The 13,734-nt window shown below is 70.7% G+C and carries 7 protein-coding genes and 1 tRNA gene; 5 read left to right on the top strand and 3 right to left on the bottom strand.

Annotated features, from left to right (window positions below):
• Nucleotides 1-665 (bottom strand): AI-2E family transporter (locus tag PLL68_RS08445; protein WP_324533330.1); only part of this gene is annotated, 665 nt, incomplete at its 3' end.
• A gap of 68 nt (nucleotides 666-733) precedes the next feature.
• Here PLL68_RS08445 and PLL68_RS08440 point away from each other — a divergent pair.
• From PLL68_RS08440 to PLL68_RS08425, 4 genes are all read left to right on the top strand, one after another.
• A tRNA-Ala gene (locus tag PLL68_RS08440) sits at nucleotides 734-806 on the top strand.
• A 129-nt stretch (nucleotides 807-935) separates the two neighbouring features.
• Nucleotides 936-2,819, top strand: coding sequence for an arsenical pump-driving ATPase (gene arsA / locus PLL68_RS08435; protein WP_324533329.1), 1,884 nt, complete (start codon nucleotides 936-938; stop codon nucleotides 2,817-2,819).
• Between the two features lie 13 nt (nucleotides 2,820-2,832).
• Nucleotides 2,833-5,364: a phage holin family protein gene (locus PLL68_RS08430; protein ID WP_324533328.1), complete on the top strand. Its 2,532-nt coding sequence runs from the start codon at nucleotides 2,833-2,835 to the stop codon at nucleotides 5,362-5,364.
• 237 nt (nucleotides 5,365-5,601) lie between these two features.
• Nucleotides 5,602-7,746 carry a DEAD/DEAH box helicase gene (locus PLL68_RS08425; protein WP_502910687.1) on the top strand — a complete coding sequence of 715 codons (2,145 nt, stop codon included), beginning with the start codon at nucleotides 5,602-5,604 and terminating at the stop codon, nucleotides 7,744-7,746.
• Here the strand turns inward: PLL68_RS08425 and PLL68_RS08420 are convergent, their stop codons facing one another.
• Complete coding sequence (locus tag PLL68_RS08420) at nucleotides 7,747-11,292, bottom strand: TM0106 family RecB-like putative nuclease (RefSeq protein WP_324533327.1); 3,546 nt, start codon at nucleotides 11,290-11,292, stop codon at nucleotides 7,747-7,749.
• Nucleotides 11,293-11,409: 117 nt separating this feature from the next.
• Nucleotides 11,410-12,981 carry a dolichyl-phosphate-mannose--protein mannosyltransferase gene (locus PLL68_RS08415; protein WP_324533326.1) on the bottom strand — a complete coding sequence of 524 codons (1,572 nt, stop codon included), beginning with the start codon at nucleotides 12,979-12,981 and terminating at the stop codon, nucleotides 11,410-11,412.
• 85 nt (nucleotides 12,982-13,066) lie between these two features.
• On the opposite strand from PLL68_RS08415, the gene rsmI reads away from it, so the two are divergent.
• Nucleotides 13,067-13,734 (top strand): 16S rRNA (cytidine(1402)-2'-O)-methyltransferase (gene rsmI / locus PLL68_RS08410; RefSeq protein ID WP_324533325.1); only part of this gene is annotated, 668 nt, incomplete at its 3' end.

Here is a 13,734-nt window from a genome sequence, read left to right as displayed (position 1 = left end):
GGGAAGAGCTGGGTCACCCAGCGCCAGATGGTGGCGCCGTCGTAGAGGAAGAAGAACAGGGCGAACAGCCCGAGGAAGAAGCCGGCGAGGATGTGCGTGGCGGTGAGCCCGGCGGAGGTCGCCGTGTCGGCGAGGTTCTGCGAGCTCAGCCACTCGCGGGCCCTGTCGATGTAGCCCTCGAGCTGGGTGTCGGTGATGCCGAACGTGCTGTTGAGCCAGCGGCGGACCTGGTCGATGCCGTCGGTGACCTTCGTCGTCATGTCGTCGAGCTGGCTGGTCAGCTGCGACCCGACGAAGGACAGCAGGCCGAACACGAACACGAGGGTGCCGACCACCGTCAGACCTGCGGCGGCCCCGCGGGGCATGAAGCGGGACAGCCACTGGAAGGCCGGCTGCAGCAGGGCCGCGAGGAGCAGGGCCATCAGCAGGGGGATGACGATCTCGGACAGCAGGCTGATCAGGTAGAGCACGGCCACGAGGGCGGCGGCGATGACCAGACCGCGCCACGCCCACTCACTGGCCTTGCGCACCCCTGACGGCACCGACCAGTCGGCGTCGACGGCTGCGGGGACCAGGAGTACAGGGGTGGATGCCGATGGGTTGGCTGGGCGGGGGTCGCCGGGGGTGGCCCCGACCTCGGTCGGAGTGGGACGGCGAAAGCGCATGGCGCGATGCTACGTCGCCCAGCGGTTTCGACGTCCCGAGTCAGCGGTGTTATCGTTGCGTCGCTCTCGGGGCTGTGGCGCAGTTGGTAGCGCGTCTCGTTCGCAATGAGAAGGCCAGGGGTTCGAATCCCCTCAGCTCCACCGACAGCAGAAGGACCCAGCATGCTTTTTGCTGGGTCCTTCTGCTTTGCGTTGTTGACGGGGGTCTCGTCGGCGTCAGCCTGCTCACAGGCTGCGCGTCACGCGGTGGCCGGTCCGTACGATTGACCTGTGGCTGAGGCACGCGCGGTGGAACTGACCTGCGTGGAGCAGGCCGCGAGGGTTGACGAATCCCTGACCCGGCTGACGTTCCTCGAGGCACCTCCACGGTTTCTCTTCTTCACCGGCAAGGGTGGCGTCGGAAAGACGTCCTTGGCCTGCGCGAGCGCCGTGCGGCTCACGACCCGAGGCGCGCGGGTCCTGCTCGTGAGCACCGACCCGGCATCCAACATCGGACAGGTCTTCGGTCTCCCGGTCGGCAACACGCGCACGCCGATCCCAGACGTCCCCGGCCTGTCTGCTCTGGAGATCGATCCGCAACAGGCTGCCGATGCCTACCGGGCCCGGATCATCGACCCCGTGCGCACCCAGCTGCCTCCCGACGAGGTGGACGCCATGACCGAACAGCTGTCGGGTGCGTGCACCACCGAGATCGCGTCCTTCAGCGAGTTCACCTCCCTCCTCGCGAACCCGGACGTGACCGCTGGCTACGACCACGTCCTGTTCGACACCGCCCCCACCGGCCACACGATCCGGCTCCTTCAGCTGCCCGGCGAGTGGACCACCTACCTCTCCGACGGCAAGGGCGACGTCTCGTGCCTCGGCCCGGTCGCGGGCCTGGACCGGTTCCGACACGACTACCGCGGAGCCCTGGACGCCCTGACCGACCCCACCCGCACCCGTCTGGTCATCGTCAGTCGCCCCCAGCGGTCCGCTCTCGACGAGGCCTCCCGCACCTACGCCGAGCTGCTTCGGGTCGGGATGAGCGACGCCCACCTCGTCCTCAACGGTGGCATGCCCCCCGTGGACGCCACTGACCCGCTCGCGTGTGCCGTCAGGGCCCGGGAAGCGGCTGCACTCACGGGGATGCCAGCCAACCTGCGACCTCTCCCACAGACCACGACCCCCCTGATGCCGTTCAACACCGTCGGTGTGGCGGCACTGAAGGCGCTGCTGGAACCGTCCCACGCACCGCTTCCGGACACCGCCGACGACCACCACCCACCCGTGCCTCCCGAGGGATTCGTCGACCTGCGCTCCCTCATCGACGGCCTCGAGGCAGCCGGGCCGGCGCTGGTCATGTGCATGGGCAAGGGCGGCGTCGGCAAGACGACCATCGCCGCCGCCATCGCGCTCGAGCTGGCGCACCGGGGCAATGACGTGCTGCTGACGACGACCGATCCGGCGGCCCACCTGACCGACACCCTCGACGGCGAGCACGAGAACCTCACGGTCTCCCGCATCGACCCCGCACACGCCATCTCCGAGTACCGGGAACGGGTCATGGCAGGCAAGGGCGCCTCGCTGGACGACGCCGGCAGGGCCGCGCTCGCCGAGGACCTGAAGTCGCCCTGCACCGACGAGGTCGCCGTCTTCCAGCAGTTCTCGCACGTGGTGTTCCAGTCCCGCAGGAGGTTCGTCGTCCTCGACACCGCGCCCACCGGGCACACCCTGTTGTTGCTCGATGCGACCGGCTCCTACCACCGCGAGATCGCTCGGCAGATGAGCGACGGGACGCGGTACACCACTCCACTGATGCGCCTCCAGGACCCCGCCCAGACCAAGGTGCTCCTCATCACCCTGCCCGAGACGACCCCGGTCCAGGAGGCCGAGGAGCTGCAAGGCGATCTCGCGAGAGCTGGGATCACCCCGTACGCCTGGGTGGTGAACAACAGCCTCGTGGCGGCCGCGCCCACGTCACCCTTCCTGCAGGCGCGAGCCCGGGCCGAGCGGCCGTCCCTGAATCGGGTTGCCGGGCTCTGTGCCCGGGTGGGGATCGTGCCGATGCTCACCCGCGAGCCGGTCGGGGCTGCTTCCCTGACTGCTCTCGCGTCCGCTTCTGTGCCGGGCCCGTGGTCACCCGAGTCGGGCGGACCCGGGCCGCGGCGACAGTGACAGGCTCGTTCGCATGAGCTCGAGCCCACCCGGCGCGCGCCCCCGTTCGGTGACGATCGTCGCTGTGCTGGCGGCCTTGCTGGCGCTGGCCGACATCGTGTCCGGGGTCGTCGTGGTGCTCGGGGCACCCAGCGCGGACCCTCTCGGAGGGATGACCCAGGAACAGAGCGTCCTGACCCTGCGCGTGGTCGGGGGCTGGTTCATCGCGCTCGGGGTGGCGCAGGCGGTCATCGCCTGGCTCATCACACGGCGGTCGACCGCGGCCCGGCTGGCGCTGAGCGTGCTGCTCGTGCTCCGGCTGGCGCAGTCGTGGTTCCTCGTCTCCCAGCTCGGAACCGAGGCCATCCAGGGATTCTGGGGGCTGGCGCTGGCGGTGCTGCTCGTCTACCTGCTGTGGAACTCGGCAGCCTCTCGGTGGTTCGACGGCGGTAGAGCACGCACCCTGGCCGACTCCCTCGACGACGACCCCGGCACCTCAGCGCCATCAGGTGCCCGGGTGCTCGACTTCATCTCCCGCCTCGCCGTGCTGGGGGCGACCATCGCCCTCATGCCGGGTGTCGCGGCATCCTCATCGTTCTCCCTCCTCGCCGCCGTGGTCATGATCGCGCTCGTCGGGTGGGTGCTGCAGCCGGTGTTCCTGCGGATCGCCCTGGTCTTCGGGTGGTTCGGCGCGGTGCTGCTCGCCCTGTTCGCCAACGCCCTCGTCATCGGGCTCGGGCTCTACCTCACGCCGGGCATCACGGTGGCGAGCCCGCTCAGTGCGTTCTTCGCCGCGTGGGTCTATGCGTTCGTCATCACGCTGCTCACCTGGGCATTCAGCATCAACGGGCGTGACTACCTCACGGTGCACGCTGTGCGGATGGCGTCGCGCGGGGCACGGCCAGAGCCCTCCGACGTGCCCGGGGTCATCTTCATCCAGCTCGACGGTGTGCCGGCGCCGCTGCTGGAGAACGAGATCCGCGCGGGCAACATCCCCACGATCAGCCGGTGGGTGCGCTCGGGCAGCCACACGTGGACCGAGTGGACCGCCCGCGTCCCCTCGACGACCCCGGTGAGCCAGGCCGGCCTGCTGCACGGTCACAACGACGGCATCCCCGCCTTCCGGTGGTTCGACCGCGATCTCGGGCGCCTCCTCGTCGCCAACCGCCCGGCGGATGCCGCGGTGATCGAGGCGCGCATCAGCGACGGTCGCGGGTTGCTCGCCGACGACGGCGTGAGCATCTCCAACCTGTTCTCCGGCGACGCCCCGACGTCGTTGCTCACGATGAGCGGGCTCAAGCAGGGCAGGGCAGGGCTGGGGCCCTCACAGTCGTACGCCGCGTTCTTCACGCACCCCGCCGGCATCCTGCGGGCGGTCATCCTCACCATCGGCGAGATGGGCAAGGAGATCTTCCAGGCCCGACGCCAGGTGCGCCGGGGAGTCGAGCCGCGCATCCACCGGGGAGGGGCGTACGTCGCCCTGCGCGCGGCCACCAACGTGTTCCTGCGTGACCTCAACGTCGCGCTGGTCGTCGAGGCGATGATGCGCGGGTCGAAGTCCATCTACGTCGACTTCGTCGACTACGACGAGATCGCCCACCACGCCGGGGTGACCCGCTCGGAGTCGCTCGCCGCCTTCTACGGCCTCGACGACGCGCTGCGCAGCATCGAGCAGATCATCGACTCGGGGGTGGCGCCGCGGCCCTACGAGATCGTGCTCGTCTCCGACCACGGGCAGAGCCAGGGGGCGACGTTCCGCCAGCGCTACGGCCAGACCCTCGAGGAGGTCATCCGCGAGCACCTCGCCGACGGCCAGAGCGTCGCCGCGGCGACCGACGAGGTGGAGACGTGGGGGCCGGTCAACATGTTGCTCGGGCAGTTGTCGGGGCAGGACTCGGTGTCCGGGCGGCTCACCAAGAAGGTGCTGTCGGATCGGGATCCGCAGGCACCCGTGGGCCCTGCCGGGTCGGGCGGCCCGGTCGGGGGCGACGCCACGTCGGATGCCGGCCCCGTCGAGACCCCCGCGGACCTCACCGTCGTCGGGTCGGGCAACCTCGGTGGGGTCTGGTTCAGCCAGCACCCGACCCGACTCACGGCCGAGGACATCGAGCGTCTGCACCCCGGCCTGCTCAGCGCCCTGGCCGCCCACCCCGGCATCGGGTTCGTCGTCGTGCTCACGGCGGGTGGGCCGGTGGCCCTCGGGGCGAACGGCACCCACGACCTCACGACGGGTGTCGTCGTCGGTGACGACCCCCTGGCGCCCTTCGGGCCGGATGCCGTGAGCGACTTCGTGCACGTGAGCGGGTTCGCCAACGCTCCCGACATCTACCTCAACTCGCTCTACGACCCCGTGCTCGACGAGGTCGCGGCCTTCGAGGAGCTCGTGGGCTGCCACGGAGGGCTCGGCGGGTGGCAGACCCGTCCGTTGCTGGTCCACCCCGCCGGGTGGACCGTCGACGAGGACCTGCTCGACGAGCGCGGGCGCCTGCGCGGGGCTGACACCGTGCACCACCAGCTGGTGCGCTGGCTCGAGCGACTCGGCCACCGCGAGAACCTCGCTGCCTGAGGAGGGACGGCGACGGCATCCGCGCGTTGGCTACCAGTGACGCCGATGACGCCGTACGCTTGGGGTGCCGCGTCGGTCGACGCGGGCGACATGCAGTGGCACGGGGATCTGGGCATGGTCCCACGCACGCGTTCGGCGTGAGTCCCGATGCCGGGTGGTCAGCACGGTGGGTCTTCCCCGTCGGACGCACTCGACACCGACGCCAACCCGTCGTGCCTGACTGAGGAGAAGGATCGCTTGTCACAGCGAGCTCCGCGCCGTGGAGGTGCGACCCGCACCGCACCGCGCGACCATGCGCGTTCCGGCACCCCCGACGGCGAGGGCGTCATCCCCGTGCTGGCCCGGACCGTCCGCCAGGTCGAGGCTGCGGCCCAGCGCGGCAAGGTCCGCCCCAGCCAGCGCACCGCCTACCAGGTCGTGGCGCTGCTCGTGCGTGAGGAGCGCGCCCGCGTCAAGGCAGACACGACCATCAGCGAGTCCGAGCGCACCGCGATGCTGACCCGTCTCGAGGGCATCGCCACGATCCTCGCGAAGACCGCGGCGCGCGACACCTCGCTGCTCGAGCTGCTCACCGACGGCGCCGTCGTGTCATCCGCCGCCATCGACCTGAAGAACGACCTGCTGCGTGCGGCCGGCCGCGAACCCGAGCCCGAACCCACCCCAGTGGTCTCGCCGACCGCCCCGTTCGCATCGGCGTCGCCGCGCGGAGTCGTGCCCAAGACCGTCATCGCCCGGCAGCTCGCGAATCCGTTCCTCGCGCCGGACTTCTCGGCTCTCCCCGCGCCCAAGCCGCGGACGAACCGACTCGGCGGGTGGGAGCTGCTCTCGCCCCTGTTCCGCGCCTTCGAGTACGGCGGCGACGCCACGTGCATGCCGCTGCCGGAGCCGACGCGAGTCGTGCACGGCATCAAGGGTCTCGAGCTGATGCACCACCAGGCCCAGGTGGTCGCCGCCGCTGCCGAAGGACACCGCACCTTCCTGCTGGCCGACGAGCCCGGTCTCGGCAAGACGGCTCAGGCGCTGTTGGCTGCCGATGCTGCTGGTGCCTTTCCCCTGCTCGTCGTCGTGCCCAACGTCGTCAAGGCGAACTGGGCGCGCGAGGCGGAGCTCTGGACGCCGCGACGTGCGGCGACGGTCATCCACGGTGACGGTGACACCGTCGACGGCTTCGCGGACATCGTCATCGTCAACTACGAGATCCTCGACCGGCACGTCGGCTGGCTCGGGGCGCACGGCTTCCGCGGCATGGTCGTCGACGAGGCCCACTTCATCAAGAACAAGTCCTCGCAGCGTTCCCAGCACGTGTTGGAGCTCTCCGAGCGCATCCGGTCCAAGCACGCGCGAGCCCTGTTCATGGCGCTGACCGGCACCCCGCTGATCAACGACATCGAGGACTTCAAGGCCATCTGGCAGTTCCTCGGGTGGATCGACTCCACGAAGCCGCGTCACGCCCTGATGGCAGCGCTCGAGGAGACCGGGCTGACCCCGGCCGACCACGGGTTCTACGCCGCCGCCCGAACGAGCGTCATCAACCAGGGCATCGTGCGTCGCCGCAAGGTCGACGTCGCCTCCGACATCCCGGCGCGACGGGTCGCGGACCTGCCCGTCGAGCTCGACGACGAGGCGAGCCGTTCCATCCGGGCCGCCGAGCAGGAACTCGCGGCGCGACTGGTCAAGCGGTACGACGCGGCGCTGGCCGCTCGCTCGGTCTCCGTCGTCGTCGAGGGCATCGACCACGACATGGTCCGCAAGGTGGCGCAGTGGGAACGCAAGAACGCCACCACGGCGACCACCGGCGACAACGTGTTCACCGTCATGCGCAAGATCGGACAGGCCAAGGCCGGCCTCGCCGCGGACTACGCCGCGCAGCTCGCGCGCAACGTCGGCAAGGTGGTCTTCTTCGCCAAGCACATCGACGTGATGGACATCGCCGAGCAGACCCTCGCCAAGCGGGGCATCGGCTACGCGTCGATTCGTGGCGACCAGACACCGGCCGTGCGCAAGGCCAACATCGAGGCTTTCCTCACCGACCCCGAGATCTCCGTCGTGGTGTGCTCGCTCACGGCTGCGGGCGTCGGCCTCAACCTGCAAGTGGCCTCCAACGTCGTGCTCGCCGAGCTGTCGTGGACCTCGGCCGAACAGACGCAGGCGATCGACCGGGTGCACCGGATCGGGCAGACCGAGCCCGTGACGGCCTGGCGGATCATCGCGGCGCAGACCATCGACCCCCGCCTGGCCCAGCTCATCGACGACAAGGCCGGTTTGGCCGCTCGGGCGCTAGACGGGTCGGATGAGGAAGTTGGTTCCTCTGCTGACCTTCAGCTCGAGGCGCTCATGGCGATGCTCACGGACGCGCTCGAGGCCCGCGGGTTCCCGGCCTGATCAGGGTCTGGGGTGCAGGCGCAGGAAGGCTCCGAGCGCGATGAGCTCGTCGGGTGAGCCCGGCGAGAAGTCGGTGAGCACCCGCGAGCGCACGACGTAGGCCGCGTACTGCCCCCGCGAGATGCCCACATTGAGCCGGTGTCGGTCGAGCAGGAAGCCCATTCCGCGCGATACCTCGGAGTGCGACGACGCCGCCATCGACAGGATCGCCACCGGCGCCTCCTGCCCCTGGAACTTGTCGACGGTGCCCACGCGAACGTCCTCCAGCCCGGCACCACGAAGCACTGCTCGGATGCGGTCAGCCTGGCGGTTGTACGGCGTGATGACGATGAGGTCCCTCGCTGTCAGTGGCCGGCCAGGCGCTGGCGCACCCGGACCACCAGGCGCTGGCGCACGGGGGCCGTCCGTCGCGGAGGGGTCGTGCCACATCCGCCCGATGAGCGTCTGTGCCAGCGAGCAGACCGCCTCGGCCTCCTCCAGCGACTCGGTGGAGTTGTCGAGGTGGTCGACGACGACGACGTGCAGGCCGGGGCGGATGCCGTCCAGGCGCCGGGCGGCGGTCACCTGTTCGTATGAGGTCAGCGCCCCGTCGTAGGCGAGGTCGGAGACCACGGTGGTGAGGTCGGGGTGCATCCGGCGGGTGGTCTCGAGGAAGTAGCCGAGGTGAGCAGGCAGCACTGGTTCACCCGCGGCCAGCCACCCGAGCGCCGACTCGTCGACCGGTTGGGCATGCACCCCGGTCGACACCTGGGGCAGTTGCTGCGGGTCTCCCAGCAGCAGCAGCCGCCGGGCGCAGACCCCCACGGCCAAGGTCTTGGCCACGCTGAACTGACCGGCCTCGTCGATGACGAGCAGGTCGAGCTGGTCGCGAGCCACGCGACGCTCGTTGGTGAGGTCCCAGGCGCTTCCGCCGATGACGTAACCACGCCCCACCTGGTCATGTTGCGCGGCGAAGGCCGCGAGGTCGTCGGCCTTGGGCAGGGAGGTCCACGCCGGGTCGGGCGTCGCCTTGGCGACTTTGCCCACCTGGGCAGGATCGAGCCCGGCGCGCACCACCGCTGACAGCACGTTCTCGACGGCGGCATGGCTCTGGGCGCAGACCCCGATCCGCCATCCCCAGGCGGCGAGTCGTGCGATGACGTGCCCGCCGACGTGGGTCTTGCCCGTGCCGGGCGGGCCCTGGGCCGCGACGTAGGAGTCGTCCATGGCGAGCAGCGCTGCCTCGATGGCGTTGATGACGCGGTCGTCGCCCGCGTCGGCCACCGGCGGCAAGGCAGCGTCACCCCTCAACCGCGGTGCCCGACGCAGCAGCACGTCGGTGCCCGCCGACACCGGAACCGCCCCCGACGCCAGCACCTCCTCGGCGACCTCGGCCAGGGCCCGGTCGATCGAGTCGGTCTTGATGGGGCCACCCGGGGTGAGGGCCACGGGGAGGTCGTCGTGGTCACCCAACGACCGGGTGTGCTGCTCGCTGAGGGTGACGACGAGGCGCGCCACTCCGTCGGCGGACAGCTCTTCATCAATGGACAGCACGGTGCCCTTGCTGGGGTTGACCGTGTTGGCATCCATGGGCGGTGCCTCGAACCCTGCAGGCCCGGGCGCCGCGTAGACGACGTGGCACTCGCCCACGCGTGGCGCTCCGCCAGCGGCCTCTCCGGTGAGGCGCAGGACCCGACGGGGGTTGTGCCGGGCGGACTGCTGCGCCCACGGCTCGACGACCTCCGCGCGGTCGACGACGAAGACGCCGTCGGCGCGGCGCCAGTCACCGACGGGCAGGCGCAGCCGCTCGTAGTGCTCCTGCCACGCCGGTTTGTCCTCACGGGCATGGTAGAGAACCGACGAGGCGATCATCGCCATCGCGCGCTGCTCGTCGCTCCACTGCGCCGGGGGGATGTCGTCGACCAGCGCTCGAACGGCCGCTTCGAGAGCAAGAGCAGCCGCCCGCTTGTCGCTGACCGGTGCTGCGGAGGCACCGTCGTCGTCGACCGGGCCCGCCGGGGAACCACCCGCGTCCCGGCACCGAGCGAGCAGCCAGTCGCGCAGCCTCAGGGTGGAGACGCAGTCGAGCTCGTTGTAGTCCGCGATCTCGGCCAGCAGTGACGCGGCTTCGTCGGTGCGGCCCTCGTTGGTGGCAGCGGAGAACTGGTGGTAGACCACGATGCTCTCGGCCCCGCCCTGCACCTCACCCTCGCGTGCCGGCATGTAGAGCGGCTCGAGCTTCTTGATGGAGTACGACCGCTGCGAGATGCGCACCCCGGCCTTGACCACCGCGTAGAGGTCGACGAAGACGCGGCGGCGCAGGAGGTCATCGACCTCGTCCTCGTAGACACCGTGCCTGGCGGCCATCCGCAGCAGGGCAGCCGGCTCATACGGCGCGTAGTGGTAGACGTGCAGGTCTGGCCAGGTCGCCAGGCGCGCGTTGACGTGGTCGACGAAGGAGACGAGGGCCTGCTTCTCCTCGCGCCGGTCGTGGGCCCAGAACGCCCGGAACCGTTCCTCCCCGCTGTCGACCTCGATCATCCCAAAGAGGTACTCCAACCCCCAGATGCCTGACCCCGGCTCCTGCCACAGCGGGTCGCCCTCGAAGTCGAAGAAGATGTCGCCCGTGCTCGGTGCGGGCAGTCGGCTCAGGGCCGCGACGTCGGTCACCTCGTGGTGCACCGCGCCGGTGGGGTCGGCCTCCTGCACGAGCTGCAGCCGGGCCTGGGCCCGCAACCGGTCGAGCGACTGCGCCCTGACGTCGGCCACCGGCCCGGTGCTCGATGCCAGGTCGTCGATGGTGCGCACCCCGGCCTCGTGCAGCCGTCGACGGGTGGGCCGTCGCATCCCGGCGACGAGCAGCAGGTCTCGTGCTGCCTCGACCTCGGCCACGCACGTCGCGCAGGACCCGCAGGCCAACCAGCGCTCATCCCCCCACGCCGCGGGTGCCTCGTCGGCACGGTGGTCGGCGAGGATGCCGTCGAGCCGGGCTCGGCGGCTGCGGTAGACCGGGAGCACCTCACCGAGCGGGTCGTCACGCGTGGCCCCGTCGCCGAGCACCAACCGCACGATCGGCGCGACCGGTGCCCCGGCATCCAGCAGGAGGGCGGCGTAGGCGCCGACCTGGAGCAGGGCGGAGACGGTGGCGTGGCGGGCCAGCTTGGTGTCACTGACCAGCCAGCCGGCCGGGGTGAGCTCGAGGAAGTCGGCGCGGCCGACGAACCCGCCGTCGAAGACGGTGGCCTGGCTGACCACCTCGGCTCCCGAGCTCAGCGTCTCGAGGGTGGTCGTCATCGCGGCGGCCAGGTCGTGCGGTGTGTTCGACGGTGTCGGCAGGTGGCGGACCCGGCCCGGGTGCTCGCGACTCAGCCGTCGCAGCTCGGCCTGTTCGTGCTGGTCGCCGAGGGCCTTGACCCGGTCGAGCATCGGGTCGCGGGGCTCCTCGACCCGCTCGGCGCGGCCGAGCAGCACGTCGAGCTGGCGCACGACGGCGAACTCGCACGCGGATGCCGTGCGCAGGTCGCTGGCGCTGATGACGAGCCGGGCGTCGTCGCCGAGGAGGAGCATGCACCGAACCTAACAACGGCGACCGACACGGCCTGCGGACGGCATCCCCACTGCGGAGTCGACGCGCAGGTGCACGGTTTCGCGGGCGGTCTCACCTCGACCGCGACCCCCCTGACGTCAGATCCAGCTCGGCAGCCACATCCGCCAGCGCCAGTGGTCGTAGGGGATGGTCTCCCCGACGTAGATGGGGTGGAAGAACGCGAACATGGCCAGGGTCAGCAGGAGGTAGCCCCCGACGATGAACCAGCGCGTGCGCCATCGCTGCGGGTCGTCCTCGCGCCGCCCGACGAACAGTGCGATGACGAACGTGACCGCGAGCACCACCCACGGCTCGAACGCCACGGCGTAGAAGGCGTAGATCGTGCGATCGGCGAAGGCGAACCACGGCAGGTAGCCGCCGACGATGCCGGCCGCGATCGCCCCTGCCCGCCAGTCCCGGCGCACCAGCCACCACCACACGACCACCGCGAGGGCGAGCACGCCGAGCCACCACACCGTGATCGTGCCGACGGGGTTGATGGCCTGCGAGCACTGGTCGACGGTGCACCCGGCGACCCCGCGCGTCGGGCTCTCGTAGTAGAAGGACGTCGGCCGCAGCTGCAGGATCCAGGTCCAGGGGTCGGACTGGTAGGGGTGCGGGGTCTGCAGCGTCGTGTTGAAGGCGAAGGCGTCCTGGTGGTACTTCACCCAGTTGCGCAGCACAGGGGGCAGCCACATGACGCCCTCGCCGGGATGGAAGGTGTTCCACTGCCGGTGGTAGCCGACGTCGCTGCGGAACCACCCGATCCACGACGCCACGTAGACCACGGCGGTGGTGCCGACCATGGCCAGCGCCGCGAAGGGGCCGTCCTTGAGCACCGCCCCGAGACCCCAGCGGCGCACCCCGGCTGCGCGTCGAGCGCCCATGTCCCACCACACGGTCATCAGCCCGAACGCCGCGAGGAAGAACAGCCCCGACCACTTCGTGCTTGTCGCGAGGCCCAGAGACAACCCGGCGACCCAGCGCCACGGGCGCCAGCCCAGCCACGGCCCCATCCCCTGCGGCCACGTGCCCCGCGGCAGCGCCCCCACGCGCGCGGCGAGGATCTCGCGGCTGCGGTCGCGGTCGATGAGCAGCGCCGCGAACCCGCACAGTGCGAAGAACGACACGAAGATGTCGAGGATGCCGGTGCGTGACATCACGAAGTGCGACCCCTCGAAGGCCAGCAGGAAGGCCGCGACACAGCCCAGCGCCGTGGAGCCGAACATCCGCCGGGCCACCCGCCCGAGGATGAGGATGGACAGCGTCCCGACGACCGCGGCCGACACCCGCCACCCGAACCCCGAATCGGACCCGAAGACCCACTGGCCGGCCGCCAGCATCCACTTCCCGACGGGAGGGTGCACGACCATGTCGCCGTCGACGGTGGAGAAGACGTCCGGGTTGCCGCCGGTGAAGACCTTGTCCGGCTCCTTCAACGTGCTGAGCACCCGCATCTCGACGCCGAAGCGCAGCATCGAGGCCGCCTGCTTGACGTAGTACGTCTCGTCGAAGACCAGCGCCCGCGGGTGGTCGAGGTTCCAGAACCGCAGGAACCCGCCGACGAGGGCGATCAGGCCCGGGCCGAGCCACCCCCACAGCTTGTCGGTCATCAGTGACACCGGCCGTGGGCCGAGCAGGCGCAGGCGCAGCTCGTCGGTCCGGTTCACCGGGTCATCCTAGGTCGGGGCGGCCGGATCGGCCGACCTGGGCAGACCGGGGCTGAACGCTCGGCACCGTGCGAGGATCGCGCCCATGAGCGACCACAGCGGCAGCAGCGCCGGGAGCGGTGCGAGCAGCGGCGGCACCGGTGGCAGTGGTGTCCTCGTCCTGGCAGCCACCCCCATCGGCGATCCGCGCGACGCGGCGCCCCGTCTGGCCGAAGAGCTGCGCACGGCCGACGTCGTCGCCGCCGAGGACACCCGTCGGTTGCGTCGCCTCTGCCAGGCCCTCGAGGTCGAGCCCACCGGCCGCGTGCTGTCCTACCACGAGCACAACGAGGCGCAGCGCACGCCCGAGCTCGTCGAGCAGCTGCTCGCAGGTCGCCGCGTCGTCGTCGTGACGGATGCCGGGATGCCGTCGGTCTCGGACCCCGGGTACCGCCTCGTGAGCGCCGCGGTCGCGGGCGGGGTGCGTGTGACGTGCGTTCCGGGGCCGTCCGCGGTGCTCATGGCGTTGGCGGTGTCCGGGATGCCGGTCGACCGGTTCTGCTTCGAGGGTTTCCTCCCACGTCGCGCGGGGGAGCGCGCGACCGCGCTCGGGGTGCTCGGCGACGAGCGGCGCACCATGGTCTTCTTCGAGGCCCCACACCGTCTCGAGCGCACCCTGACGACGATGGCCGAGGTGTTCGGGGCGCAGCGCCGTGCCGCGGTGTGCCGCGAGCTGACCAAGACCTACGAGGAGGTCAGGCGGGGCACGCTCGC

Source organism: Ornithinibacter sp. (assembly GCF_035443565.1).
Lineage (GTDB): Bacteria > Actinomycetota > Actinomycetes > Actinomycetales > Dermatophilaceae > Fodinibacter.
Note: the sequence above shows the minus strand (reverse complement) of the source record. Positions and strands in the feature narration are given on the sequence as shown.

Bases quoted from the DNA above. Each gene is read 5' to 3' on its own strand.
- PLL68_RS08430 (WP_324533328.1), top strand. From the start codon at position 2,833: ATGAGCTCGAGCCCACCCGGCGCGCGCCCCCGTTCGGTGACGATCGTC.
- PLL68_RS08420 (WP_324533327.1), bottom strand. From the start codon at position 11,292: ATGCTCCTCCTCGGCGACGACGCCCGGCTCGTCATCAGCGCCAGCGAC.